Below are 26,259 nucleotides of genomic sequence, written 5' to 3' on the forward strand. Positions count from 1 at the left end.
AACGCAATCACATCAATTAGCGGTCTAACTCATATACGAGTTCACATTGCTGTAATCAATATTAGTTACGTTAGTGTAATCCGGTACAAAAGTGTTCTCACTGCTGATAGCCATATCCAACTCAAAGCTTGATGGGTAAGGTGTATTCAACAAGCTCCCTTTAGGTATGTAGGGAAACAGCTCGGCATAGGTTTGGATCTGGCTATGGTTTATGCGGCGGTAAATGTACATACGGTGCAGATCGCAGGGTTTGGTTAGCCCGGCGGCACCCAGCATTTGTATGGCGCTGCTTACCGTTTGCTTGTGGAAGTTGGCAACACGTACCTTCTTATCATCAACCACCAGGCCGCGCATCAGGCTTTTATCCTGTGTGGCTACGCCTGTTGGGCAGGTATTCATATTACACTCCAATGCTTGTATACAGCCCAGAGCAAACATCATTCCGCGGGCGCTGTTACACATATCGGCACCGAGGGCAAAATTCTTCACCAGGTCAAACCCTGTAGCCACCTTGCCTGATGCTATAAGTTTGATATGTCTTTTAATATCGAAACCCGTAAGCGCATCATAAATAAAGGCCAGAGCCTCACGCAGTGGCATACCTACCGAATTGGAAAACTCAAGCGGAGCTGCACCTGTGCCCCCTTCGCCCCCATCTACCGTTATAAAATCCGGGTAAATACCTGTTTTAACCATAGCCTTGCAAATAGCCAGAAACTCGCTCTTGTGGCCTACACAAAGTTTAAAGCCAATCGGTTTACCACCTGATAGCTCGCGTAGTTTTTTGATGAATTGCATTAAGCCTATTGGGTTGTTAAAAGCAGTGTGGTATGGCGGCGATACTACATCCTGCCCCATCTCTACCAGCCTGATGCGGGCAATCTCCGGCGTAACCTTGGCAGCCGGCAAAATACCCCCATGCCCCGGCTTTGCACCCTGCGACAGCTTGATCTCGATCATTTTTACCTGCGGTAAAACGGCACGTTGCGCAAAGGCATCGTAATCAATAGTGCCATCAGGATGACGGCAACTGAAATATCCCGTACCTATTTGCCATATAATATCCCCGCCGGGTTGCAGATGGTAATCGCTCAGTCCGCCCTCACCGGTGTTGTGGGCAAAATTATCGAGTTTGGCACCACCGTTCAGGGCCAGTATGGCGTTCTCGCTCAGTGAACCAAAGCTCATGGCAGATATATTGTAAACACTGGCCATATAGGGCAGCTTGCAATCAGGCCCGCCTACTTTTACTCGCGGTGATAAGTCGAGCTTATGATGATCAACCGCTGCAATACTGTGATTGAGCCATTCGTAACCATTTTCGTAAACGTCAAGTTCGGTACCAAAGGGGCGCGTATCATCAACCATTTTTGCACGCTGGTATATTACGCTGCGGTTTTGGCGGTTAAAAGGTGTACCGTTGGTATCACTTTCAATAAAATACTGGTAAATTTTAGGGCGAAGCTCTTCCATCAAATACCTCAGGTGGCCAAACACCGGGTAATTGCGCACTATGCTATGCTTTTTTTGAGCAAGATCATAAAAGCCTACAGCATATATAGGTACCATGATCACGAACGACCATGCGGCGGGTTTCCAGATGATAGTCCACGCGGTGAGTGCGGCAAAAATGATAAAGAACGAGGTAATGAAAAGCTTTCTCATAAATAAATTGTTTAAATAGTAGCAGCGATGCTCATCTCTTTACGTAAATTGCTGACACCTATTTTTTAACATAAAAATAACTTTTAAAGATAAACATTAGCGCAATTGTATGGTTAAACTTGTAACTCAATGTCGGCTAATTGTAATTAAATAAAAATACATGTTTAAACATGTATTTTCTTATTATCTTTGATCAACAAAACAAATAAAACAAAATCATGGCAACAGAAACAGCAACAAAATGGGTTATTGATCCATTGCATTCAGAAGTACAATTTAAAGTAAAACACTTGGTTATTTCAACCGTAAGTGGTTTTTTCAAAAGCTTTGAAGGCGAAATCTTAGCCGAAGGCGAAGGGTTTGAGAACGCAGAAGTAGATTTTTCATTAGACATCAACAGTATTGACACCAATCAAAGCCAACGTGATGAGCACTTAAAAGGCGCTGAATTTTTTGACGCTGAAAAATATCCAAAAATCAGCTTTAAATCATCTTCATTAACCAAAACCGGTGATGATGAATTTGAACTAAAAGGCGATTTAACTATTAAAGACGTAACTAAACCAGTAACCCTGAACGCAGAATTTGGCGGTTCGGCTGCTGATTTTTATGGCAATACTAAAGCCGGCTTTGAAATTACAGGTAAAATTAACCGTAAAGAATTTGGTTTAACCTGGGATGGCGTAACCGAAGCCGGATCAATTGTAGTTGGTGAAGACATCAAATTACTGATCAACATACAACTTACTAAACAAGCTTAATTGTTTTAATACTGTTGCTGTGTTTTAACTTTTAAAATGCCGGTGTTGTTATTAAGGTAACAACACGGCATTATTGAAACACCTCAACTTGTTAAACTTTACAAAGAGAGTCAATTTGATAAGCAAATTGGCTCTCTTTGTTTTGATACCGGATGCTCTCCCATAACACTATATTTTAAACCAACTTATAGGTATATTCGTACTTATATTATGCTTGTTAAAATATATCCCGAAAACCCCAACCCAAAAGCTATTGAGCAGGTGGTTGAGGTGTTGCGTAAAGGAGGGCTCATCATATACCCTACTGATACCGTTTATGGTTTGGGTTGCGATATTACCAACCATAAAGCTATTGAGGCTATCTGCAAGATCAGGAACCTTAAACCCGAGAAAGCTAATCTCTCATTTATATGCTATGACCTCAGTCATATATCTGACTATATTAAACCCATAGATAATGCCACCTTCAGGGTGCTTAAAAAAGCTTTGCCCGGGCCATTCACCTTTATATTTAATGCCAGCCACATGGTGCCTAAACTATTGAGTTCCAACAAAAAAACAGTGGGTATCAGGGTGCCGGACAATAATATAGCACGCGAAATTGTACGGGTATTGGGGAACCCGATACTTTCTACCTCAATTAAAGACGATGATGATATTGTTGAATACTCAACCGATCCGGAACTTATCCACGAAAAATATGAGGACCTTGTTGATATTGTGATAGATGGGGGCTATGGCGATAACATAGCCTCAACCGTAGTTGATTGCACATCAGGCGATTTCGAGATCATCCGTGAAGGCAAAGGCGATCTGGAGCTATATTTATAGTGGACTGTGGGACTATGGGATTTTAGGACTTGGAGATAAAAGACAAAAGACTTTCTTCTCCTAAAATCTTTCGTCTTTTGTCCTAAAATCCAACAGTCCCATAGTCTAACTGTCCCCAAGTCCAATCAAAATTTTATAGCTTCAATAAATCCGGGAATTTTTTCCATGTAATTTTCTTCGGCCAGTAGTTTTACAAATTTGCTGCCAACAATGGCGCCATTGGCATACTCGCAGGCCTTTTTAAAACTGGAACTATCTGTAATTCCAAAGCCAATGATGGTTGGATTTTTTAGCTCCATAGCCTTAATACGCTTGTAATAATCTTTAATGTTATCGGTAAGCTGCAGGCTGCCGCCGGTTATAGATGATGACGATAACAGGTAAATAAAAGCATTGCTCAGTTCATCAATTTTGCGGATACGGTCTGGGGATGTTTGCGGAGTAACCAGAAATATATTGCTAAGGTTATTTTTGATAAAATGCTCCGAGTAAAGCGCCTCATACTCGTACATAGGCAAATCAGGAACTATGATACCATCAACACCCAGCTCAGCCGCTTTGGTGCAGAAACGCTCGATACCGTATTGTAAAATAGGGTTAAAATAGCCCATTAACAGTATAGGTATGCTTACACGCTTACGTAATTCGGTAAGTTCTTCAAACAACAGGTTAAGAGTCATACCGTTTTCAAGGGCTTGCTCTGAGCTATGCTGTATGGTTGGGCCATCAGCAACCGGGTCAGAGTATGGGAAACCCACCTCCAGGAAATCGGCACCGGCTTTTTCCAGTGCCTCGGCAATATCAACGGTAGTGTTCAACGCAGGGTAACCCGCGGTATAATATATGGATAACAGGTTTTCTTTTTTTGCTGCAAAAAGCTGATTGAGGCGGTTCATTTTATAGCTTATAGTTGATGGTTCATTGTCCATGGTATTAGTTTGCTTATAGTTACGGTTACATATTGTTTTTTACTATGACCCATGAACTATTAACCATGATCCAATTAATAATTAAAATGCTTTATATAGGTATCCAGGTCTTTATCTCCCCTGCCCGACAGGCAGATCACAACATTATCTGTAGCCTTGAACGTCATATGCTCAAGCTGTGCCAGTGCATGTGATGATTCAATTGCCGGAATAATACCTTCCATTTGTGAGCATAGTAAGCCTGCATTCATCGCTTCATCATCAGTTACGCTCACATATTGCGCACGGTTTATTTTATACAGGTGCGCGTGCTGCGGACCTATACCTGGATAATCTAATCCAGCAGAGATTGAATATGGTTCAACAACCTGACCATCCGGAGTTTGCATGAGTATGGTACGGCTTCCATGCAATACCCCTTCCTGGCCCAGAAAGGTTGTAGCTGCCGAATGACCGCTATCCACACCTTTTCCGGCTGCCTCAACAGCTACCAGTTTAACAGATTCATCGTCAAGAAAATGGTAGAACATACCCATGGCGTTACTACCACCGCCTACACAGGCTAACACATATTCGGGCAGTTGTTTACCGGTATGCTCAACCAGTTGTTTTTTTGTTTCTTCGGATATGATTGATTGGAAACGAGCTACCATATCGGGATATGGGTACGGGCCCACTACCGAACCAATGATGTAATGGGTATCAACCGGGTTGGCAATCCAATCGCGCAGGGCCTCGTTAGTGGCATCCTTAAGCGTTTTACTGCCCGATGATGCCGGTCTTACTGTAGCACCCAGCATTTTCATGCGCGATACGTTAGGGGCCTGGCGGGCCATGTCAATTTCGCCCATGTAAACCACGCATTCAATTCCCATCAGGGCGCAAACCGTAGCGGTAGCAACACCATGCTGACCCGCGCCTGTTTCGGCAATGATGCGTTTTTTGCCAAGGCGCTTTGCCAACAGTATTTGCCCTATGGCATTATTGATCTTGTGCGAACCCGTGTGGTTCAGATCTTCGCGCTTAAAGAAAATATTAGCGCCGTATTTTTCCGAATACCTTTTGGCATGATATAAAGGTGAAGGCCGGCCTACATAGTTTTTCAGCAGGTCATCAAACTCAGCCTTAAAGCTGGCATCATTTAAAATGGTAAGATATTGCTGCCTTAATTCTTCAACGTTTGGATACAGCATTTCGGGGATATAGGCACCGCCAAAATCACCATAATAGCCATGCTCGTTAACTCCGTATTTCATTTGTAATTTGTTTTCTGATGATATCAAATGCGTTTTTCAATTTCTCTAAATCTTTTACGCCGGGTTCAGTTTCAAACCGGCTGTTCAGATCAACCGCGTAAAATTGCGGGTGTGTTATATTTTTTACTTCATTAATGTTATCGGGGCTTATACCGCCCGACAGGAAGAAAGGTATATCCAGTTTGTAGTTGTTCAAAATGCTCCAGTCGAACGTTTTACCAGAGCCACCATATGCTGATGTTTTGGTATCGAACATAAAATAATCAACCTTACCGGCGTAGGCTTGCAACTGGTCAAAGTTAAAATCATTATCAACACCAAAGGCTTTAATTACATTTACCTTACCTTTAAAAGCGTAGGCAAACTCCGGGCTTTCGTCACCATGCAGTTGTATGGTATCAAAGCCATATTTGTCAATCGGAAAATTGATGGTTTCAGCATCTTCATTTACAAAAACGCCGGTTTTATGTATCCCTACTGGTAACTCAGCCAGCACAGAAGCCGCTAAATCATCAATGTAGCGTGGTGAACGACCATAACAAATAAAGCCAACATAATCGGGCTGCAGTGCCGCTATGGCTTTAATGTTTTCTGGTTGCTTCAGGCCGCAAACTTTTATTTTCATCCTTTTAATTTTGTAGCAAAAGGTTAAAACTATTCAATGCCTTTTTCCCCAACAATGCTTCTTCGGCCTCGTAGTAACAATCGGCAAAGCTTTTTTCCGGGCCGATAGTTTTGATGGCTAATGCCGCGTTTGATAACACCACGTTGTTTTGGGCAAATGTGCCCTCACCATTAAGTACATCGCTAAATATTTTGGCGGATGCCGCTACGGAATCGCCTCCGGTAATTTCTGCAGGATTTAATTTTTCAAAACCAAGATCTTCAACCGTATTTATCTTTTCGCCTTCGGCCGAAAAGGTTTTGAAATCGCAAGTAAGCGATATTTCATCATAGCCTTCCAGCGCATTCACAATAGTGTATTTGGTTGTTGATTTTTGATAGAGATATGCATACACGCGGGCCAGTTCCAGGTTAAATACGCCTACCAGCTGGTTTTGTGGTTTCGCCGGGTTAACCAGCGGCCCCAACATATTGAAAAACGTTTTTACCCCTAACTCCCGGCGGATAGGCGCTACGGTTTTCATAGCAGGGTGAAACAGTGGTGCATGTAAAAAACAGATATTGGCCCCATCAATACTCCTTTTCAGCTTATCTGTATCGTTAGTAAACTTATAACCCAGGTATTCGATCACATTGGATGAACCACAGCCTGATGATACTCCGTAGTTACCATGTTTGGCCACTTTGTAACCTGCACCTGCCACAACAAACGATGCCAGGGTTGAAATATTGAAGGTATCCTTACCATCTCCCCCGGTACCGCAAAGGTCAATCAGTTGGTCGGTTTCCAGATCAATGGGTAAGCAAAGCTCCAGCATGGCATCGCGAAAGCCTTCCAGCTCTTCAACCGTGATGCTGCGCATACAATAGGCTGTCATGAATGCCGCCATCTGCGAGTTGTTGTACTTACCCTGGGCAATGTTCATCAAAATATTTTTTGACTGCTCCCGGGTAAAGGTTTTGTGTTCAAAAAGGTGATTTAATATCTGTTTCATGTGCCCCCTAACCCCCTAAAGGGGGAATTTTTTGATTTATTATTTTATAATTGACTATCGCCCTGTCTGATCGCTACTCACCCCCCTTCATAATCACTCCCCCTTCAGGGGGCCGGGGGGCATAAAAAAAGGGTTACCGTATGGCAACCCTTCTGAATATTATGTTAAAAAACAAAAAACGGAATTGCCTTACGATTACTCGTTAAGCCACCACCAGTTATTGTTTAATGCTATCATTTTCATTTGTTCACAAATATGGAAATAGTTTTTACTAAAAGCAAACAGAATGATAAATTTACGCAAAAGCCGAAAAGCTTATACTTCAAATGGACTTAAAAAAGCGAAAAGTTAACCCGGAAGATGATCTGGGCTTTGGTAAACAGCCTGTTATGAAGAGCCAGCCTGTTATAAATAAGGATGGCTCCATTAACGTAAAGCGAACCGGGTTACCCTTTTTGAATACCCTTAACAGTTACCAAAACCTGATCACCATGAGTTGGACCCGGTTTTGGCTGGTTGTTTTAAGTGGGTATATGGTAGCCAATATAGCCTTTGCCTGTATCTACGTTGCCTTGGGCCCCGATAGCCTGGATGGCAAAAGCGGCAACACACTTTTTGATCATTTTATGGATGCCTTCTTCTTTTCGGCACAAACCATATCAACAGTTGGTTATGGGCATATCAGCCCGCAGGGAATGATTGCCAATAGCGTAGCCGCCATGGAATCAATGATCGGCTTATTGGCGTTTGCCTTAGCGACCGGTTTGCTTTACGGGCGTTTTTCACGACCAACAGCCAAGATTAAATACAGCGAGAAAATATTAATATCCCCTTATCTTGAAAATAAGCGCGGCCTTATGTTCAGGCTGGCCAATGTGCGCCGCAATATATTGATAGACCTGGAAATGGAAGTGCTGTTCTCGTACAATGAAGAAGTGAATGGCAAAACCGAGCGTAAGTTTTTCCCGCTTGAGCTGGAGCGCAGATCTGTAAGCATACTAACCCTGAACTGGACGGTTGTACACCCTATTGATGACGACAGCCCTATAAAAGATTTCTCTCCGGAAGATTTTGAAAGATCGGAAGTTGTTTTTTCCGTAATTTTAAAAACTTTTGACGATACCTTTTCGCAAACCGTTCATTCCCGTACTACCTACACCTATAAGGATATGGTATGGGATGCCAAATTTAAACCCACCTTCGATCGTGACGAAGATGGCCGCGTAATGCTCCACCTGGAAACTATTGATGATTATGAAATGGTTGGTAAGATTGTCTGAACCAGGATTTATAAAATTAAAGATTAACCTGAATTACTGCCCCCCGCACCATTAAAGCTCTAACTTAAATAACGACTTTAATCTCCAAACGGATACTATTTTAATAGCGGGTTCTTCTCTTTGGAGAAAACATTGTAAACCATTTTATCCAAAAACGACGGTAAAAATTTACTGAGCGTTACAGTCAATTTTCCCTGGCCGGTCATGATGAGGGTTCGCGCGCGGTTTTCTACACCATCCAATATAATGGTTGCCACTTCATCACTGGTCATCATTTTATTTTCGTCCATAGAACTTTCACCCTGCTGACTGCCGTCTTTTGCCAGCGCGGTATTACGGATATTTGATGCCGTAAAACCAGGGCAGGCTGTTAATACGTGCACACCGGTTTTCAAATTCTCTACCCGCAATGAATCTAAAAAGCCATTCATCGCGAATTTTGAGGCGGAGTAGCCCGTGCGCCCCGGTAAGCCTTTGTATCCCGCTATGGATGATACTCCCACAATACTACCCTTGGTTTTTAAAATTTCGGGCAGTGCATACTTGGTACAGTATACCGTGCCCCAAAAGTTAACATCCATCAGGTTTTTTAATACCTTCAGATCAACATCCTGAAATAAGGCACGCATAGATAAACCTGCATTATTAATGAGCACATCAATTTTACCAAAAGTTGTGAGGGTTTGTTTGACCAGGTGCGCACAATCTTCTTCTATAGCCACATCACATTGTACGGCAAGGGCTTTAATGTTATATTGCTTCTCAAGATCCTGCCCAATTTCGCAAAGGGTAACGTATTGGCGGGCCGCCAAAACCACATTGGCACCACGTTTGGCACATTCAATAGCTAATGATTTACCGATGCCTGATGAAGCGCCGGTGATAATGATGGTCTTGTTATTTAACTTCATAGGTTGAAGGGTATAGCTGCGGCAAACCCTCCACTTTTATTTCGGGTACCTTAAATAAGTATTTGCTGGCGAAGATAATCATAGCGCCATAAAATTCCTTAATGTAAGCAAAGCTAAATTTTGCCCGCCCCCGTGTATTGAAGTTGATAATATATGTTTTAGGGAAATAGTAATTTTTAAACCCGGTGAGCCTAACCCTGTATGACAGATCAATGTCATAACCATAAACATGAAAACGCTCATCCAGTTCGCCGGTATGGTTCAGCGCCTCTTTACGGTACAGCATAAAAGCGCCGTTCAGCACATCGGTTTCAGAAGTTTGGAATTCCTCTACCCAGTCTTTTCGTAATACATCAGTAAGGCGTGATTTGGAGAAATACTTAGCCAGTCCTGTTAGTTTAAAGAAAATGGCCCAAGGCTGTGTGAAGCCATGTTTTGATTCTTTCAGGAAGCTGCCATCAGGAGTTATCATGCGTACACCAAGTCCGCCTGCATCGGTATGCATGTCCATAAACTCCAGGGCTTTCTCAATAGTTTTTTTGCCTGTAATAGTATCCGCACTGACCATTAAAACATACTCCCCGGCAGTCAGTTTTAAGGCTTGATTATAGGCCTTGGCAATTCCCTCATTTTTTGAGTTAGCTAACACGTTTACACCCGGAAATTCATCCTGTAACATTGCCAATGACTTATCTGCCGAACCATTATCAACCACAAAAACCTCATGATCAATACCCAAGGCGGCACGCACAACAGAGTTAAGCGCCAGCCTCAGCATATCGCAGGTATTGTAATTAACAAGGATTACAGATAGCTTCATTTTACTTTGTCAGTGAGTTTTCATATGGAACACGTGTAGCTATAGATCGCCCAAGGGTTATCTCATCAACGTACTCCAATTCTCCACCAAAAGCTATGCCACGGGCTATGGTTGATATGGTAATATTGAAACTTTTGACTCTTTTATGAAGATAGAACAAAGTAGTATCCCCTTCCATGGTGGCACTGAGTGCAAAAATGATCTCTTTAGTTTCATTGGCTTTCAGCCGTTCCACTAAAGTATCCACCTGTAAGTCCGACGGGCCGATACCATCCATTGGCGAAATAAGGCCACCAAGTACATGATATACGCCATTATATTGATTGGTATTTTCAATGGCCATTACATCGCGGGTATCTTCAACCACGCAAATGGTGCTATGATCACGTTTGTGCGATGAGCATATTTCGCAAACCGACTGATCAGAAATATTATGGCAAACACTGCAAAACTGTATCTCGTTACGCAGCTTGCTGATGCTGCTGCTAAAGCGCTCAACTTCCTGCTTATCCTGATTAAGCAGATGCAATACCAGGCGCAAGGCGGTTTTTTGTCCTACCCCCGGCAGTTTGGCAAACTCCGCTACAGCATTCTCCAACAATTTGGACGAAAAATTCATGCAACGAAGTTACGCAATAGTGAGGAAAAGTTGAAGAGGCAGAAAATGCCACTTGCATGATCTTTTTAGCAGAAGAGCCCAAGGCTCTGGAACCTGGGAGTATCTAATATTATAATTTATTTAAACAGTGAAAGGTGATGTTAAATGCTGCATGGCCTATAGTTTACTCACCCGCCCGTTGCTTCGCTCGGGCGCCCTCTCTTCGCCTGCGGCGGAAAGAGGGCTTTAACTCTGATAAATATGAAGCCGCCCCCTCTATGCGCGAAACGGAGAGAGGGGTGACAAGCGAAGCGATGTCGGGGTGAGTCGATACGCGCAATGCTTAATAACTGGCTTATCTACTTAGCCACCGAAATAACACCCGGGTATAGCTGCATAAAAGCTACCAGGCTGCTGGCCTCGTATGATTGTATGTTACCGGTTGGGCAGCTTATTGCATAATTCCTGTAAGTAAGGTTGCGAGCCTTGTCGCGGTTTTGCCAGCCGGTGATAATATTAGATTTGATCCAGCTTAAATACTGGATTTGTTTGCCCTCGTTGATCAATTGCATCATATAATCGGCAAATATGGTTTTCATTACACCCTGCTCGTTAAAGTCGCCCTCGGCAGGCAGTATGCCATCCTTACACAAGTTGTTTTTTACATAATCCGCGTATCTTTTGGCGTCCTCCAGGTAAGCCACATCTTTTGATTGTTTATAAAGCAGATACGCCGCTCCAATGGCAGTACCTGCATTGTAAGTGTAAGCCTGGCCACCCGGAGGGTGATTACCGATCTTATTATCGTAAACCTGCCCTGTACCGGTATTGGTGAGGTTGGCTTTTGACCATGCATAAACAGATTGCGCTTTAGTTAAATAGGCTTTATCCTTTGTTATTTCATACAGACGCATAGCTGCTATAACCGTTGGAAAATTGATGCAGGAGTTTTTACCGCTATGGTTAAAATCCCAGAACATACCGCCATCTGTAGGGTCATAGGAACCTGCCCAAACATGATCAAAACCTTCCTGAGCTTTTTGCAGGTAGGTAGAGTTTCCGGTAAGCTGGTTGGCACGGGCCAGGGCCATGATCCACCACATCATATCATCATATATGAACCAGGTTTTTTTATTGTTCCAGTTATAAGCATCGTACTGGTTAAAACCTCCCTGGTACATAGCGTTTACAAAGGCAAGCTGAGCCGGCTTTTTGGTATGGTTGTAAACATCCATAGCCATATCCCAATAAATTGCTTGTGTCCATATAGCGGCTATTCCATCTTTATTGGTATTACCATAGTACAAATTAGTATGTGGATTTAAAAATGCGGCATTAAATGACGAATATGCCAGATCGGCAAGTTCATTATTGGATGGAGAAACTCGTGGTAATCTTGATCTTGTTTTTTTGACGGCATCTGCACGGGTGGCGTTTGGATGTGTAGCCTTTGTTTTGCTGTAACTCAACAAGGCACTGCACGATCCTAAAACAACTAAAACGAAAAATCTTCGCACATTCATAATTCAGGTATTAAGGTTTAATGTTACAGCAATGATAAGACGGTAAATACTTAAATAGAAATTAAAGTCAAAAAAATCATTAACCGGAAGGCTAATCGCACTTAAAGGCTACTTTTCGTGCAGATATATATTATTCCTGGTGAGCAATAATAAAATACACAAACCCAGGTCAATAATTACCTTTTATAAAAAAAGTTTCCGACTTTCGGAATTAACTAAAACTAACACTTCCGGATATGCCGCTGCTCGGATTTCCGGACTAACTAAAACATATGTCGCCCGGAATACTGCTTTCTTTCATCATCGGTTACTTTTTGGTATTATTGATCATATCGTGGCTCACCTCAAAAAACTCATCAGATAACGATACCTTTTTTGTTGCCAACCGTAATTCTAAATGGTACCTGGTAGCTTTCGGTATGATAGGCACAGCACTGAGCGGCGTTACCTTTATTTCGGTGCCCGGTAAGGTCGGAGCTCCATCGGGCGATGAATTTTCTTATTTTCAGTTTGTACTGGGCAACGCGGCTGGCTTTATCATCATTGCTACAGTTTTGCTGCCGCTTTATTATCGACTTAAACTCACTTCTATTTACAGCTACATTGAGGGTGCCCTGGGCACCTGGAGTTACAAAACAGCAGCAGGCATCTTCCTAATCAGCAGGGTTATAGGCTCTGCGTTCCGGCTGTACCTGGTAGTTATTGTATTGCAGAAATTTATTTTTGATAGTTATAACGTTCCCTTTGCGGTTACGGTGCTTATATGTTTGCTGCTTATATGGTCGTACACTTTTAAAGGTGGTTTAAAAACCATTATCATTACCGATAGCTTGCAGACTTTTTTCCTGGTGCTGTCAGTATTCCTGTCGATATTTTTTATTTGCCGGAGCCTGCACATGAGCATTTTTGAAGCAGCCGATGCTATCAAAAACAGTAGCTATTCTAAAATATTCTTCTTTAACAATTTTGTGAGCAGTAAGCTGCATTTTACCAAAGCGTTTTTAGGTGGCCTGTTTATCACCGTAGGCATGACCGGGCTTGACCAGGATCTGATGCAAAAAAACCTGAGCCTTAAAAATATTAAAGAGGCACAGAAAAACATGTTCAGCTTTACTGGCGTATTTGTGATTATCAATATATTCTTTTTAAGTGTTGGCGCTTTACTGTGGATATATGCCAATAAATACGGCATCCACGTTGAAAAAACCGATTACCTGTACCCTACCATCGCATTAAAATATTTAGGGATAGTACCGGCCATGGTATTTATGCTGGGATTAACCGCTGCCACCTTTGCCACTACCGATTCGGCTTTAACGGCGCTTACCACCTCTTTTTGTGTAGATTTCCTGAACTTCAATAAAAAGGGCGACTTAAACAGTAAAAAAATGGTAAGCATCAGGCATACGGTACACATCGCCTTTTCTGGACTGATGTTTTTAACTATCTTGATATTTAATGCCATTAATAACGATGCTGTGGTGAACGCCATTTTTGCCGTGGCTTCCTATACTTACGGGCCACTACTGGGTTTATACTCCTTTGGCCTTTTTGTAAGCAGCAGACAAGTGCGCGATAAACTGGTACCTTTTATTTGTTTAATATCACCGGCGGTATGTTATTTTTTAAGCAGCGAATCGGCTAAAATTTTAGGTGGATATGTTTTTAGCAATGAGCTGATCATTGTTAACGGATTAATTACATTTGTGGGCCTTTGGTTAACGTCTAAATCAAAAACAAAGATGGCAACGTTATAGTTTACTATATTTTATAACAGATATGACCGGCGAAGAAAAAATAAGACAAGCGTTTGAAAACAAAAACTGGCAAGAGATCAAAGTAACCGACTCCTGGCAGATATTCAAGATAATGGCCGAATTTGTTGACGGTTTTGAGAAACTGGCAAAAATTGGCCCCTGCGTATCCATATTTGGATCGGCACGTACCCATAACGATAACAAATACTATCAACTGGCCGAAAATACAGCGCGTTTGCTTACCGAGCATGGCTATGGTGTAATATCGGGCGGAGGCCCCGGCATTATGGAAGCAGCTAATAAGGGTGCTTATGAGGCTGGCGGTAAATCGGTAGGTTTGAATATTGAGCTGCCTTTTGAGCAGTTCCATAATAAATACATTGACAGGGATAAAATTATGGAGTTTGATTACTTCTTTATCCGCAAGGTGATGTTCATGAAATACTCGCAGGGTTTTATTATCCTGCCTGGTGGCTTTGGCACTATGGACGAATCATTTGAGGCTATTACCCTGATACAAACCGGTAAAATTGCCCGGTTCCCCATCATATTTGTTGGTGTAGAATACTGGAAGGGTCTGTTTAGCTGGGTTGAAGAAAAAATGCTGTCCGAACAGCACAACATCAACCCTGATGACCTGAACCTTTACCGCGTGGTTGATACTGCAGAGGAAGCTGTAGAGCACATTACCCGTTTCTACAACAAGTATGTATTGAAACCGAATTTTTAATATTCCACTTTATAAAATAAAAATGCCATCTCAATTTGAGGTGGCATTTTTGCTTTCTGAAGGTTGGTGTTTAAGTGCAATCTACCTCAAGTAAAACATTTCAGGATTTCCGTGGTTTAAATCCAAAGTAACATTATCACAAATTAAGAATTTAAATAAATTGAAAATTAAATAGTTATCATCCTGAAAACGCATCATACCCCAAAACATAGCAAGTTCTTTTTATTAAAGGTTTTAGTATTACCACTACTCATCAGCATTAATTATAATGCTTACAGTCAGGTAAAAACCCATGCGGATTCGGTAAAGGCCGATTCGCTCCGTATACGACAGGCACGGGCAGCTATTGCCAAAACCGACAACCTATCCAAACAATACGATGTTGGTAATTTGTACAATGATATTTTCCGCCCGCACAGAAAGCCTGATTCGGTTCAAAAAAAATCATCGGGAATTACAGTTATACCCAACGTTGCCTCTAACCCCAGTATCGGGTCGCAGATAGGTATCAAGGCCGTAGCCGGCAGAAAACTGGGTAACGATCCTAATACCCTGCTGTCTGTAGCTGCAACATCAGCTTCCATTACTACCAAAGGCATCATTTATTTTTACGTTAACCATAACGTATATACTCCCGGTAACAAATATAACTTTCAGGGTAACCTGGTGGTTGCCAAAACCGTTACACCCGATTATGGCTTAGGCATAGGCCGAGGATCTGATGAGAGTGTGGACGATCATATATTAACCAACCCAGAGCGTAAAGCCAGGGCGCTGCATTCGGTATATTTTAATTTAAGGGAAAAGGTATACAAACAGATAGACACCAATCTGTTCCTGGGAGCCGGTTTGTCATTTGACGTAAGGAAAAGCATTGAAGATAATAAATCTGTTGGCCCAACGCCATACAGCATTTATAACGACCGTCATGGCTTTAGCCAGGACAGCTACAGTGCCAATGGCTTTCTGTTTAACCTGCAATACACTACCCGTGATAATCAGAACCGCGCATACAAAGGTGTTTACATAGATGCCGGTATCAGGATTAACCAAAGTTGGATAGGCAGCAGTAAAAACTCCATGCAGTTCACTACCGATTTCAGGAAATACTTTAGCCTGTCTGAAGATCATCCCGAGCATGTTATAGCTTTCTGGAATTGGGGATCATATCTGCTAAGCGGCAATGTACCCTATCTCGAATTACCAGGAACTGCCAAGGATGGAAGTTTCCGTAGTGGACGTGGATATACTACAGGCTATTTCAAAGGCACGAAATATGATTATTCGGAGGTGGAGTACCGCTTTCCGATACTCCGCAACAAGTTTTTAAGTGGTGTTGCCTTTTTCAACCTGCAAACCTCCAATGATGAAAACGGAACCAATTTATTCCAGGTGTGGCAGCCGGGTGGTGGTGCCGGTTTGCGTGTACTGTTCAATAAAGCAACCCGCACCAACTTATGCCTTGATTATGCTTATGGCAAGTACGGAGCCAAAGGATTTTTCCTGGGCCTGAATGAAGCTTTTTAAGGAATCGAAATTTAACCTATCCATTTTACCTGAAGCCAGATAAACTTCAGGTAAAACGGTCGGGGTTTGCAATCAATAAGCCATTATTGAAAGATTGTTTCTATTTTTTTCGTGACAGCATTCTCATCGTTAGAGGCAATGATTACTTTTCCCTCTTTATCCAATAGTACAAAAAAAGGCATAAACCTAACTGCATATAATTGACCTACTTTTCCTCGTGAATTTATTGAGGAGTATTCATCAATAACTTGTGTCCAGGGCATTCTCTCCTGATCAAGCGCACCAATCCAATCCTTCCAATACCTATCATCAGAAATACTGACTATATTAAGCCCTTTCGGGTGATATTTCGCATACACCTTTTTCCAGTGCGGAATGCCATTTCTGCATGGCACACACCAACTTGCCCAAAAGTCAAGCATTGTAATGGATCCTCGGGTCGAAGAAAGCGTAAATTTGGTTTTGTCCCTTTTTTGCAATGTAAAATCAGAAGCCAGGTTATTAGCCTCTCTATTTTTTAGCGTTGGTAATTTCTTCATCAATGCCTCATAATAAGGAGATGCTTTTGCCGCTCCTGAAAATTGATTGATCATTGTACGCAAATAAACTTCGGACGTATTACCTGATAAATTACAATATTCATTAAATATATAAACTCCGGCAAGGGAGCTGGGATTTCGACCGATATAATCCTCGATCCATGCTTTTTCCTTCCCCATAATCAGCCCACGGAGGGAGTCTAACTCATTCTTGATAATGGAAACCGAATCTTTTTTTGCTGATTTCAACTTTTTAAGAAGAGAGTAGCAGTGAGTTAACCCTATTTCATTTTCATATTGAGTATAGGCATCAGCTAGTACAGAGCCTGTTTCTTTAATTTGCCAAAAAATAGGATAATCTTTCTTTTGAGAATACTGATGCATGGCGTCTGCTGTATCTATATTGAATGTGATAAGGGTATCTTCTAAAAAACCCCTGAACGACCAGTTACCCGGCGAAATTAAAAACCCTCTTCTTCTGGGCGAACCTATTTTTCCCTTAAAAATAAATTTACCATTCGATATAATAGCACTGTCAATAACATCTCTGTTATCTGAAAGCATACGTACAATACCAGAATCAATACCGGTTATTGTACCATTAATAACATAATTATCATTCTTGGTAGCTTGGGCATTGGCCTGAAAAATAAAAAACATGAATAAAAAACAGAGCGTTAAAAATTTTCTCATGATAGGTATTGGCTATATATAATATTTATTATTAGTAATTGCTAATATATGTATACCAATATTATTCCGATCATAAATTAATAAGTTATCAAAACAAATTTTACCGGCTGAACGAAACATTTAATACAACTTCATATCTTTAAAACTTTTACCTTGTTCAACGCTTTATCCTATTAATGACCACCCAACCTAAAAAAAAGCACTCAGCCGCGCTGGGGTTTATATTCATAACATTGTTTATCGACGTGTTGGGCCTGGGCATTATTATACCGGTAATGCCTAAACTGCTGGAAACCCTGGGCAATGTGGATGTTAGTACTGCCACCCAATACAATGGTTATTTAACTTTTACCTATGCCAGCATGCAGTTTATCTTTTCGCCGGTGTTGGGCAACCTGAGCGACAGGTATGGTCGCAGGCCGATATTACTTTCTTCATTACTGGGCTTTGGTATCGATTATCTTTTTATGGCTTTTGCCCCTACCATAGGCTGGCTTTTTGTAGGGCGGGCCATTGCCGGTTTCACCGGGGCCAGTAACTCTACCGCTACCGCATATATTGCCGATGTAAGTACCGGTAAAAACAGGGCGGCTAATTTCGGGCTGGTAGGTGCAGCTTCCGGCCTCGGATTTATATTAGGTATTGGAATGGGGGCCTACCTGGGCGATATCAATGTTAAGTTGCCTTTTATGGCTGCTGCAGGCTTCGCTTTGCTAAATGCGCTCTATGGCTACTTTGTACTGCCCGAATCATTACAACCCCGCAACCGCCGCCGGTTTGAGTGGAAAAAATCAAACCCCATAAGTTCGTTACGAAGCCTGGGCAGATACCCGGCACTTAAGGGGCTGATCGGCGCTTTCTCCCTGGTTTATATAGCCCAAAAATCAGTGGAATATGTGATGTCATTTTACCTGATAGAAAAATTTAACTGGACCCTCCGAAGCATCGGCGCGTTGGGTATTTTTATTGGAGTTGTGCTTGTAGCTATACAGGGAGGCCTCATCAGGTTAACCATACCTAAATTTGGGCAGGAAAAAAATATAACAGCGGGGCTGCTTTTTTACGCCTTGGGATTAACCCTCATTGCCTTTGCAAGCCAGGGCTGGATGATGTATGTTTATATGATCCCCTACTGCCTCGGTGGTATCTCAGGACCGGCATTGCAGGGTCTCATAACAGGCACAGTTTCCCCAAAAGAGCAGGGCGAATTACAGGGTTCATTAACCAGCTTAACCAGCATGGCGGTAATTATTGGGCCTTTATTGATGAGTTCGATATTTCACTTATTTACACACCGCAATAGCAGCACCTATTTTCCAGGAGCACCTTATATTCTGGGAGCAGTATTAATGCTCATCAGTGCCTTTTTAGCTATTAGGAGTTTTAAGAAAGTGAAAGAAGCCGCTAACGCGGTAAGCCCGGTAGGTATTAATGATCAAGTCCGCTAACACCGCCTGATATTACAAACTTCATCATATCAGCAGCACTTTTTTCAATATGCTTTACTTTGCTTGCTGATATAATAACCACCTGCCCCGCAAAGGAGTATGAATACGGAAAATATACGGCAACATCGCCGGGCAGGTTAAGGGCACTGAGATCTTTTTGAACTATAAACCCAATCTTTTTTAAGCCAAACTCATTAACCTCTACCAAAACGGGTTCATTGAATTTCTTCTCCTCCCCTACAAAAGCTTCGGTGAGGTCTTTGATGGATGAATACAGGAACTTGATAAGTGGAAGCCGATCGAGCCAGCGGTTAAACCAGCGTTTAATAGGGTCGGTAACTACATTGGTAATCAGTATACCTGCTATCATAATTACCACAACCACATTTAAAATACCCAAGCCGGGGATATAAATTGGCTTTCCGGCCTTATCAACCCATAGGTCGGCACTTAAATTAAGCGCCTTATCAATGGTTGATACTGCCCAGTAAACTATAAAAAATGCGGCCCCAATAGGTACAACCACAATAAGCCCTTTTACAAAATATCTTAATAAGGCGCCCGCAATCCTGTTCATAGATGCAAATTTAGTATCAAGTAACGTATTTTTTAACATCAGCATCAAAAATCTTGATACTCAATAGTAGTAATGATAGACACACGTTAAAAGGTTTTTTGTCGCTCCTGTATAAAAGAAAAAAGCGTTAGCTCTCACCCTAACGCTTTTATTAACTTATTTAAAATGCAAACTCCGTACGTCCTTATACGCAAGATATATATTTAAGTTGCTTATTTTAATCCATTTATCAATATTTTATGATAAAATCTTAAAAACCGACAGAAACCCGGTCCAGCTTAAATATATTATCATTTATATGGTATAAAATCAAAAAAACTCATTGGTATAAATAGCCTGTTAAATAAGAAACCCCGGTATAAAACCGAGGCTAAACTACGTTGACAGTCATCCCTAACCGCACTTCAACGCTGCAGTACAAAAATATTGTTTAAGTATTTAATAGTAAAATAACTATACGGTTAATAATTATATTTATTAATAACTTTAATTATGCAACCTAAACCTGTATTTATAGCCCTTTTAATATTATTATCTGCTGCCTGCAATAAAGAAAAACCAGATTTGCCCAAAGCAAATATTCAAACCACTTTATTACCTGGTAAAACAAATGTAATTCCCGCCCAATCCAAATATAAAAACGTTCTGATTTTAGGCAACAGCATTACTTATTCCCCTATCAATGAAAGTATAGGCTGGAATAAGGCTTGCGGTATGGCTGCAACTTCGCCAGATTTAGATTATGTACATTTATTATGCGTACATTTTAAATTCGCAAAATTAACAGCCGTTAATATCTCACGGTTTGAAAGAGAGTATCAGACCTACGAACCTGATCAATATTTAAAGGAATATAGAGACCTAAAACCTGATTTAATAATCATGCGGATTGGTGAAAACTTACCCATGATAGATTCGGCTTTATTTAGACAGAAATATAAATGTCTCTTAAATTATTTAAGATCAAACAATCCGGATGTTAAGGTAATAGCAGGTTTGTCATTTTGGCCTGACAGAGATGATGCAGATAATATCATTAAACAATATTCACCATATGTAACATTAAATGTGCTTTCTGGTGATATTAGCAATTATGCATTTGGTTTGTATACTGATGGTGGCGTACAACAACACCCGAGCGATAAAGGCATGAAAGGCATAGCCGACCTTTTATGGGATGGCATAACCAAATTAAAATAACTTTGATTAATTAGCTTATATCAGCTTCGGTTGTTTGGAGTTTATTCATAAAAGTACACCCTCTTTACCCGCTGCGATACATTAGTTAAAATTTCGTACGGAATGGTGCCTATTTGCCGGGCCAGCTCCTCAATACGGTATTGTTCATCAAAAACAATCACTTCATCCCCCTCGCTTACATCAAGTCCGCTCACATCCAGCATACACATATCCATAGTAATATTCCCAACCGTTGGCACTAAGGTTCCCTTTATCATCATTTTACCTACTCCGTTACCAAAAGCACGCAGGTAGCCATCAGCATAACCAATACGCACAGTGGCTATTTTACCATCTTTTGCAAGGCTGCCGCTGCGGCTGTAACTGATGGTTTCGCCCGCGCCAATCTTTTTAACCTGGGCCACACTTGTTTTTAGAGAAGCGATAGGCATCAGGGCACCATCTGAAGCAGGTACTGCCGAATCAACCCCATACAAACCAATACCCAACCTCACCATATCATAATGCGCCGATGGCCAGCGTGTTATGCCGGATGTATTACTCAGATGCTTGATCACCTTGTAACCAAGTGTTTTTTCTATTTCCTTAAAGGCCTTTTCAAAACGCTTGATCTGCTTTTTGGTAAATTCATCGTGCTGGGCCGCCTCGCTTGCCACCAGGTGCGAAAATACCGACTGCACCCGGATATACCGGTTTTGTTCCAGCATATCGCAAAGGGTTTCAATATCCAGGTTCTCAAACCCAAGGCGGTGCATGCCCGTATCAATTTTCAGGTGCACAGGGTAGTTCTGTATAGCACGATCTTGCGTGTAGATCACAAAATCATCCAAAAGGCCGAAGCTGTATATTACTGGCTCAAGTTTATTTTCAACCAGTTTATCAAATGCCGAAGCCTCCGGATTAAGCACCATAATGGGCAGATTGATGCCTGCCTGGCGCAGGGCTACCCCCTCGTCAATATAAGCCACGGCCAAATAATCAACCTTATTGTATTGCAGCATGTTGGCAACTTCAAAGGTGCCGCTGCCATACGAAAATGCTTTAACCATTGCCATCACCTTTACACCCGGCTTTAATTTTGACCGGTAAAAATTCAGGTTGCTGAGCAGTGTATTCAGGTTAATTTCTAAAATGGTTTCATGAGCCTTTTGCGTGAGCGCGTTACTGATACGTTCAAACTCAAACCGCCTCGAACCTTTGATTAGGATGGTTTCTTCCTTAAAATTAAGCGCTTTTAATTGCTGTAGCAGCGCAGGCGTATCCTTAAAAAAGTACTGCTCCGGCAAATTAAAACAGGTTTGATTGCTAATAAGTGCCTCACCCACCCCGATAAACTTATCAATACTTTGTGTACCTATCAGGTTGGCTACCTGGCAATACAACACATCAAGCTGCAGGCCCGATTGCAAAATATCTGACAAGATCAGCGTTTTTTTCTGATGCTGATTTTGCTGCCCCAGAAAGTTAAGCGCAATCTCCAATGATTGCAGATCGGAGTTGTATGAATCATCAATAACCGAGCAATTATTTATTCCGTTTTTAAGCTCCAGGCGCATGCTTACAGGTACCAGGCGTTCAATACGTTTATCGGCCTCGGCAGGGCTATAGCCCATAGCCAGCATGGTAGCCCAACAGGTAATGGCGTTTTCGATGGATGCCAGGTCGGAAAAAGGAATTAAACACTCTATCTCCTTTTTCTTGTAATAAGCCCTCAGATAGTATTTTTTAGAGATCACCGTTTCACTGAAAACATACAGGTCGGCAACCTTAAATTTTCGACTCCAGGTAAAGGTTTCCTTTACGGGGATGTCTTTTTGATAGTCAAGCAGCTGGTCGTAATTATATATCAGCAGCTTGCTGTTTTTAAACAGCTGTAATTTTTCAAGTACTTTTTGTTTCCTGCTATCAAACCCTTCATCGTGCGCGGGGCCAATATGAGTTAATATTCCTATTTCGGGTTTCACTATGGACTGCAATTTCTCCATTTCATTAATGGTAGATATACCTGCCTCAAAAATACCCAGATCGTTACGACTGTTTATTTGCCATACCGACAGCGGTACGCCAATTTGCGAATTATAGCTTTTAGGGTTGCGTACAATATTTTTATCTGCTGCAAGTAATTGATAAAGCCACTCTTTAACTATGGTTTTACCATTACTACCCGTAATACCTATTACCTGTAGTTTAAACTGACTGCGATGGTAAGCAGCCAGGGTTTGCAAAGCAACCAAAGGATCATTAACCAGTAAAAAATTGGCGCCAGGCATGTTAAACTCGGGGCCATGTTTCACCACAAAATTACGCACGCCGGCAGCATAGGCTTCGGCAATAAACTCATGCCCGTTACGCCTGGCACTCAAAGCAAAAAACAGTCCTTCTGCAGCGTTATTGATTCGGCGACTGTCTGTTAGCAGCGTGCTTATGTTGCTTTCTTTTACGATATTGCCTTCTGCACTGATGATTTCCTTTACCTCGGTTATGGCGTATTGATTGCTATGCATGCTACGAATTTGCTTATATTATCTAACAATAGAAGAATTTTTAACGAATTTTGACATTGATGGACAGCCCGAAAACTATAAAGATAACCGACCCGAAGGTTGCACTGGCCAAGGCCGAGCATTTTTGCGCTTACCAGGAACGCTCGCAACAGGAGGTACGCGATAAGCTGTACGACTGGGGGCTTTGGCCCGATGCCGTTGAACAGATTATAAGCCAGCTTATTGAGGGCAATTTTTTAAACGAGGACCGTTTTGCCAAAGCTTATACCAAAGGTAAGTTTGCACAGAAAGCTTGGGGGAAAATTAAAATAAAGCAGGGCCTCAAGTTTAAACGGGTGCCTGATGTATTGATAAAAAAAGCCCTCCAAACCATTGATATTGACGACTATGCAGCTACTCTCAGCAAAATATTAGAGAAAAAAGCTGCTACCTTAACCGAAAAAAATACGCTAAAACGCCGTTACAAGCTGCAGCAATACGCCATGGGCCGTGGATATGAGGCCGACCTGATTGCTGATATTCTGAAAAACAGCGAGTTATAAAAAACTTTAAAAAAAATAAACTTTACGCTTGCAGAATATGCTTTTCTGCCTATATTTGCACTCCCAACGCGAAAGTAGCTCAGTTGGTAGAGCACGACCTTGCCAAGGTCGGGGTCGCGAGTTCGAATCTCGTCTTTCGCTCAAAGCCCTTCCTTCAAAAAGAAGGGCTTTATTGTTAAAAGGTCAACACCTGCTCAGATGGTGGAACTGGTAGACACGCAGGACTTAAAATCCTGTTCCCGTAAACGGAGTGCGGGTTCGATTCCCGCTCTGAGTACAAACGATCGCAAGTATAAACACTTGTGATCGTTTTATTTTTAAGCAGTTGCAGATGGATTCAACCTGGCCTGAGCCATTAGGCCACTCCGCCAATTAAAATTTCGGGGGAATAGTTTTTTACATATTCGTCAGTTGCCAATATTTCTTTTCAATGCAAGTGGGTATTGCTTAGCAACACGAGTAAGTTTCACATAAACCGAATCTTTACGCTCATCAATTCCTTTTAAAATAAAATGCCCAGGGCTTGGCCAACTATAGCTTAGCAATAGTTTTTGACTGGTATCTGCACGGTTTCTCAGCGTTAATATTTGTTTAACCGTATCAGCCTCGTAACCATAAAACAACCTGCCGATATTGCCATAATATTCTGTAGTACGTATTTTATTTTGTGTGTAAACCTTAAAAGGCTTTCCCACTTTAATGCTAATGGTATTAAATTTTTCAAATACCACATTCTGCCAGCGTAATGTATCATCAGGAGCATAGGATATAACCCGGTTGTTTACCCTGAATTCATCCACATTATACAATCCTGTAAAACTTTGAATACCTACATCAAGCGGTAGCTTAAAGGTTTTTCCGGCCGCGTATAGCTTTTCGTAATGATAACCCCGGTAAAAAAGAAAAACAAAAATAAAACCTGTTTTAAGCACAATTCGCCCTGCTCTTTTCCATTGCTGCTGAATGGCAGGTGGTAAAACATAACTAATGGCTGCCTCCCGGTGCTGGATGAGCAGCCGCCAAAATTTATCTGCATCCTTTGCCAACAACAGCAGAGATAACAAGAGCAAATGAAGACTTGCCAGTTCAACCCCTGCATCATATCCTATATTTACAAACCAGATGGGAAGCAGGATAGCAATCATCATCAGCGCGCCAAGCGTAGCGGTGCGCCTGAAAAGTATGAGTACAGTAGCCGTAAGCTCAAATATGCCTGCAAACACCTCAAAAAATGGCGACACACCAGTAGTGAGCCAGTAAAGTTTGCCGGGCGTAAAATCGCCAAGATTGGTGTTCAGCTGACTAATTGTTGGGAATGGCATTTGAACTGGGAACACTTTGGCAATGGCAAACCATGACATCCTTAAGGCAACCTGGTATCTTACCAATATAAAGAACCAATTATAAAGCCTGCTATCGTCGGTATGGAGGTCCAGAACATTTTTATCAGAATGGATCCGTTTTTCGATCAATAGCCAAACAGTACCGGCTATGAAACAAAGCAGTACAGTAACAAACCAGCCCCCATAATTTTTCCCTTCATGATTGCTGAAGAACCAGGGATTGTTCTGACTGATCACATCAAGCCAGCGCCATGGGTAATTTACCACCGAAAAGCCCGCATCAAAATCCTGACCGTAAAAAGAAGGGACAAGCGGTATAACAGTTATGGCTGCATAAACAATAAATGTTCTTAAAAGAAGCCGGTGATACCATTTCCACTGTGGACCGCCAAAATCACTTAGCGTACCCATTAGCCTAACCTTTTATTAACTTCATTCCAGTTCACTACGTTCCACCATCCGGCAACGTACTCATTACGTCTGTTTTGGTATTTGAGGTAATACGCGTGTTCCCAAACATCCAGCGCCAGTAAAGGAGTGCCTTTTACAGCCGCATTATCAAACAGTGGGTTATCCTGATTAACTGTGGAAGTAATGGTCAACTTACCGTTAGCATTAATCAGCCATACCCACCCCGAACCAAAACGTGATAGTGCGGCTTGCGTAAACTGTTCTTTAAACTGATCAAACGTTCCAAACGCTGAGGTTAAAGCGTCTTTAATTTTCCCGCCCGGCTCTGTTGTGTTGGGAGTTAAGCTTTGCCAAAAGAAATTATGGTTCCATGCACCGCCACCATTATTGCGTGCTTTGGGTGACAGCTGCGAGGCATGGTCAAAAAATTCTTTTTCTGTGGTAAAGGTCAGCTTTTCGGCAACTATGGCCTCATTTACATTTTTGATGTAAGCGGCGTGATGCTTGGTATAATGGATCTCGTTGGTAAGTGCATCAATATGGGGTTCCAACGCCTTGTAATCAAACCCAAGCGGAACTTGTTTAAATTTTAACACATCAGCCTCAGGAACATCCTTTGCAGCTGTATAATTGTTTGCCTGGGCCTTGTGGGCACTAAACAGCAACGGGCCAGCCACAGCAATAGCTGCACCTGCCTTTAAAGCATTACCAATAAATTGCCTGCGATCATTATTTTTCATAGTAGTATTGATTTTAATTATCTGATAAAACATTAAATAAAGCTGCCCGACCAAA

23 protein-coding genes and 2 tRNA genes are annotated in these 26,259 nt (G+C 41.8%); 11 read left to right on the forward strand and 14 right to left on the reverse strand.

The features are described 5' to 3' along the window. Positions 1–24: 24 nt before the first annotated feature. Positions 25–1,665 (reverse strand): FMN-binding glutamate synthase family protein, encoded by a 1,641-nt coding sequence (locus QWZ01_RS03360; RefSeq protein ID WP_290321814.1) that lies wholly within the window; start codon positions 1,663–1,665, stop codon positions 25–27. Positions 1,666–1,883: 218 nt separating this feature from the next. Between QWZ01_RS03360 and QWZ01_RS03365 the strand changes: the two genes are divergently transcribed. Both QWZ01_RS03365 and QWZ01_RS03370 read left to right on the forward strand, forming a co-directional pair. After that, positions 1,884–2,426: a YceI family protein gene (locus QWZ01_RS03365; protein WP_290321815.1), complete on the forward strand. Its 543-nt coding sequence runs from the start codon at positions 1,884–1,886 to the stop codon at positions 2,424–2,426. 210 nt (positions 2,427–2,636) lie between these two features. Further along, on the forward strand, positions 2,637–3,257 hold the full coding sequence (locus tag QWZ01_RS03370; protein WP_290321816.1) for an L-threonylcarbamoyladenylate synthase: 621 nt from the start codon (positions 2,637–2,639) through the stop codon (positions 3,255–3,257). A 125-nt stretch (positions 3,258–3,382) separates the two neighbouring features. Here QWZ01_RS03370 and trpA read toward each other — a convergent pair whose 3' ends face one another. The 4 genes from trpA to trpD form a co-directional block, all read right to left on the reverse strand. Continuing rightward, complete coding sequence (gene trpA / locus QWZ01_RS03375) at positions 3,383–4,153, reverse strand: tryptophan synthase subunit alpha (protein WP_290322081.1); 771 nt, start codon at positions 4,151–4,153, stop codon at positions 3,383–3,385. A gap of 107 nt (positions 4,154–4,260) precedes the next feature. Further along, a complete protein-coding gene (trpB, locus tag QWZ01_RS03380; RefSeq protein WP_290321817.1) occupies positions 4,261–5,442 on the reverse strand; it encodes a tryptophan synthase subunit beta in 1,182 nt (393 codons plus the stop codon). Next, positions 5,426–6,067: a phosphoribosylanthranilate isomerase gene (locus QWZ01_RS03385; protein ID WP_290321818.1), complete on the reverse strand. Its 642-nt coding sequence runs from the start codon at positions 6,065–6,067 to the stop codon at positions 5,426–5,428. Before QWZ01_RS03385 ends, trpB begins: the two co-directional genes overlap by 17 nt. A gap of 4 nt (positions 6,068–6,071) precedes the next feature. Further along, entirely contained in the window at positions 6,072–7,061 is a 990-nt protein-coding gene (gene trpD / locus QWZ01_RS03390) for an anthranilate phosphoribosyltransferase (RefSeq protein ID WP_290321819.1), read from the reverse strand. 326 nt (positions 7,062–7,387) lie between these two features. Between trpD and QWZ01_RS03395 the strand changes: the two genes are divergently transcribed. After that, positions 7,388–8,341 (forward strand): ion channel, encoded by a 954-nt coding sequence (locus QWZ01_RS03395; RefSeq protein ID WP_290321820.1) that lies wholly within the window; start codon positions 7,388–7,390, stop codon positions 8,339–8,341. 95 nt (positions 8,342–8,436) lie between these two features. On the opposite strand, the gene QWZ01_RS03400 is transcribed toward QWZ01_RS03395, so the two are convergent. From QWZ01_RS03400 to QWZ01_RS03415, 4 genes are all read right to left on the reverse strand, one after another. After that, the gene (locus tag QWZ01_RS03400) at positions 8,437–9,252 is read right to left on the reverse strand and encodes an SDR family oxidoreductase (protein ID WP_290321822.1); all 816 of its coding nucleotides are present in this window, start codon (positions 9,250–9,252) and stop codon (positions 8,437–8,439) included. Further along, a complete protein-coding gene (locus tag QWZ01_RS03405; RefSeq protein ID WP_290321823.1) occupies positions 9,239–10,072 on the reverse strand; it encodes a glycosyltransferase family 2 protein in 834 nt (277 codons plus the stop codon). Before QWZ01_RS03405 ends, QWZ01_RS03400 begins: the two co-directional genes overlap by 14 nt. Before the next feature lies 1 nt (position 10,073). Next, a complete protein-coding gene (gene recR, locus QWZ01_RS03410) occupies positions 10,074–10,691 on the reverse strand; it encodes a recombination mediator RecR (protein WP_290321824.1) in 618 nt (205 codons plus the stop codon). 338 nt (positions 10,692–11,029) lie between these two features. Then, positions 11,030–12,193, reverse strand: coding sequence for a glycoside hydrolase family 76 protein (locus tag QWZ01_RS03415; protein WP_290321825.1), 1,164 nt, complete (start codon positions 12,191–12,193; stop codon positions 11,030–11,032). Positions 12,194–12,465: 272 nt separating this feature from the next. Between QWZ01_RS03415 and QWZ01_RS03420 the strand changes: the two genes are divergently transcribed. The 3 genes from QWZ01_RS03420 (at position 12,466) to QWZ01_RS03430 (ending at position 16,207) form a co-directional block, all read left to right on the forward strand. After that, positions 12,466–13,950, forward strand: coding sequence for a sodium:solute symporter (locus tag QWZ01_RS03420; protein WP_290321826.1), 1,485 nt, complete (start codon positions 12,466–12,468; stop codon positions 13,948–13,950). A gap of 22 nt (positions 13,951–13,972) precedes the next feature. Further along, positions 13,973–14,680, forward strand: coding sequence for an LOG family protein (locus QWZ01_RS03425; protein ID WP_290321827.1), 708 nt, complete (start codon positions 13,973–13,975; stop codon positions 14,678–14,680). Between the two features lie 390 nt (positions 14,681–15,070). Next, a complete protein-coding gene (locus QWZ01_RS03430) occupies positions 15,071–16,207 on the forward strand; it encodes a BamA/TamA family outer membrane protein (protein WP_290321828.1) in 1,137 nt (378 codons plus the stop codon). Positions 16,208–16,290: 83 nt separating this feature from the next. Here QWZ01_RS03430 and QWZ01_RS03435 read toward each other — a convergent pair whose 3' ends face one another. After that, positions 16,291–17,439, reverse strand: coding sequence for a TlpA disulfide reductase family protein (locus QWZ01_RS03435; RefSeq protein ID WP_290321829.1), 1,149 nt, complete (start codon positions 17,437–17,439; stop codon positions 16,291–16,293). Positions 17,440–17,615: 176 nt separating this feature from the next. Here QWZ01_RS03435 and QWZ01_RS03440 point away from each other — a divergent pair, with 176 nt between their 5' ends. Then, a complete protein-coding gene (locus QWZ01_RS03440) occupies positions 17,616–18,887 on the forward strand; it encodes a TCR/Tet family MFS transporter (RefSeq protein WP_290321830.1) in 1,272 nt (423 codons plus the stop codon). Here the strand turns inward: QWZ01_RS03440 and QWZ01_RS03445 are convergent. Then, positions 18,868–19,464: a DUF502 domain-containing protein gene (locus QWZ01_RS03445; protein ID WP_290321831.1), complete on the reverse strand. Its 597-nt coding sequence runs from the start codon at positions 19,462–19,464 to the stop codon at positions 18,868–18,870. The genes QWZ01_RS03440 and QWZ01_RS03445 overlap by 20 nt on opposite strands. Positions 19,465–20,028: 564 nt before the next feature. Here QWZ01_RS03445 and QWZ01_RS03450 point away from each other — a divergent pair. After that, positions 20,029–20,664 (forward strand): SGNH/GDSL hydrolase family protein, encoded by a 636-nt coding sequence (locus QWZ01_RS03450; protein WP_290321832.1) that lies wholly within the window; start codon positions 20,029–20,031, stop codon positions 20,662–20,664. Between the two features lie 41 nt (positions 20,665–20,705). Here the strand turns inward: QWZ01_RS03450 and QWZ01_RS03455 are convergent, their stop codons facing one another. After that, entirely contained in the window at positions 20,706–23,168 is a 2,463-nt protein-coding gene (locus tag QWZ01_RS03455; protein WP_290321833.1) for a bifunctional UDP-N-acetylmuramoyl-tripeptide:D-alanyl-D-alanine ligase/alanine racemase, read from the reverse strand. Positions 23,169–23,227: 59 nt separating this feature from the next. Between QWZ01_RS03455 and QWZ01_RS03460 the strand changes: the two genes are divergently transcribed. The 3 genes from QWZ01_RS03460 (at position 23,228) to QWZ01_RS03470 (ending at position 23,987) form a co-directional block, all read left to right on the forward strand. Then, positions 23,228–23,710, forward strand: a complete 483-nt coding sequence (locus tag QWZ01_RS03460; RefSeq protein WP_290321834.1) for a regulatory protein RecX — start codon at positions 23,228–23,230, stop codon at positions 23,708–23,710. Positions 23,711–23,778: 68 nt separating this feature from the next. After that, a tRNA-Gly gene (locus QWZ01_RS03465) sits at positions 23,779–23,851 on the forward strand. Between the two features lie 51 nt (positions 23,852–23,902). Beyond that, a tRNA-Leu gene (locus QWZ01_RS03470) sits at positions 23,903–23,987 on the forward strand. 130 nt (positions 23,988–24,117) lie between these two features. Here the strand turns inward: QWZ01_RS03470 and QWZ01_RS03475 are convergent. Continuing rightward, positions 24,118–25,464, reverse strand: a complete 1,347-nt coding sequence (locus QWZ01_RS03475; RefSeq protein WP_290321835.1) for a hypothetical protein — start codon at positions 25,462–25,464, stop codon at positions 24,118–24,120. After that, positions 25,464–26,204, reverse strand: a complete 741-nt coding sequence (locus QWZ01_RS03480) for a superoxide dismutase (RefSeq protein ID WP_290321836.1) — start codon at positions 26,202–26,204, stop codon at positions 25,464–25,466. The genes QWZ01_RS03475 and QWZ01_RS03480 overlap by 1 nt, the downstream gene beginning before the upstream one ends. Positions 26,205–26,259: the final 55 nt, after the last annotated feature.

The sequence above is a fragment of the Mucilaginibacter aquaedulcis genome (assembly GCF_030409325.1).
Lineage (GTDB): Bacteria > Bacteroidota > Bacteroidia > Sphingobacteriales > Sphingobacteriaceae > Mucilaginibacter > Mucilaginibacter aquaedulcis.

Excerpts from the sequence above, each read along its gene's own strand:
- QWZ01_RS03360 (WP_290321814.1), bottom strand. The coding sequence starts at position 1,665 with ATGAGAAAGCTTTTCATTACCTCGTTCTTTATCATTTTTGCCGCACTC.
- trpB (WP_290321817.1), bottom strand. The coding sequence starts at position 5,442 with ATGAAATACGGAGTTAACGAGCATGGCTATTATGGTGATTTTGGCGGT.
- trpA (WP_290322081.1), bottom strand. The coding sequence starts at position 4,153 with ATGAACCGCCTCAATCAGCTTTTTGCAGCAAAAAAAGAAAACCTGTTA.
- QWZ01_RS03425 (WP_290321827.1), top strand. The coding sequence starts at position 13,973 with ATGACCGGCGAAGAAAAAATAAGACAAGCGTTTGAAAACAAAAACTGG.
- QWZ01_RS03445 (WP_290321831.1), bottom strand. The coding sequence starts at position 19,464 with ATGAACAGGATTGCGGGCGCCTTATTAAGATATTTTGTAAAAGGGCTT.
- QWZ01_RS03405 (WP_290321823.1), bottom strand. The coding sequence starts at position 10,072 with ATGAAGCTATCTGTAATCCTTGTTAATTACAATACCTGCGATATGCTG.
- QWZ01_RS03420 (WP_290321826.1), top strand. The coding sequence starts at position 12,466 with ATGTCGCCCGGAATACTGCTTTCTTTCATCATCGGTTACTTTTTGGTA.
- QWZ01_RS03480 (WP_290321836.1), bottom strand. The coding sequence starts at position 26,204 with ATGAAAAATAATGATCGCAGGCAATTTATTGGTAATGCTTTAAAGGCA.
- QWZ01_RS03460 (WP_290321834.1), top strand. The coding sequence starts at position 23,228 with ATGGACAGCCCGAAAACTATAAAGATAACCGACCCGAAGGTTGCACTG.
- QWZ01_RS03370 (WP_290321816.1), top strand. The coding sequence starts at position 2,637 with ATGCTTGTTAAAATATATCCCGAAAACCCCAACCCAAAAGCTATTGAG.
- QWZ01_RS03440 (WP_290321830.1), top strand. The coding sequence starts at position 17,616 with ATGACCACCCAACCTAAAAAAAAGCACTCAGCCGCGCTGGGGTTTATA.
- QWZ01_RS03435 (WP_290321829.1), bottom strand. The coding sequence starts at position 17,439 with ATGAGAAAATTTTTAACGCTCTGTTTTTTATTCATGTTTTTTATTTTT.
- QWZ01_RS03415 (WP_290321825.1), bottom strand. The coding sequence starts at position 12,193 with ATGAATGTGCGAAGATTTTTCGTTTTAGTTGTTTTAGGATCGTGCAGT.
- trpD (WP_290321819.1), bottom strand. The coding sequence starts at position 7,061 with ATGAAACAGATATTAAATCACCTTTTTGAACACAAAACCTTTACCCGG.
- QWZ01_RS03455 (WP_290321833.1), bottom strand. The coding sequence starts at position 23,168 with ATGCATAGCAATCAATACGCCATAACCGAGGTAAAGGAAATCATCAGT.
- QWZ01_RS03365 (WP_290321815.1), top strand. The coding sequence starts at position 1,884 with ATGGCAACAGAAACAGCAACAAAATGGGTTATTGATCCATTGCATTCA.
- QWZ01_RS03395 (WP_290321820.1), top strand. The coding sequence starts at position 7,388 with ATGGACTTAAAAAAGCGAAAAGTTAACCCGGAAGATGATCTGGGCTTT.
- recR (WP_290321824.1), bottom strand. The coding sequence starts at position 10,691 with ATGAATTTTTCGTCCAAATTGTTGGAGAATGCTGTAGCGGAGTTTGCC.
- QWZ01_RS03400 (WP_290321822.1), bottom strand. The coding sequence starts at position 9,252 with ATGAAGTTAAATAACAAGACCATCATTATCACCGGCGCTTCATCAGGC.
- QWZ01_RS03385 (WP_290321818.1), bottom strand. The coding sequence starts at position 6,067 with ATGAAAATAAAAGTTTGCGGCCTGAAGCAACCAGAAAACATTAAAGCC.
- QWZ01_RS03475 (WP_290321835.1), bottom strand. The coding sequence starts at position 25,464 with ATGGGTACGCTAAGTGATTTTGGCGGTCCACAGTGGAAATGGTATCAC.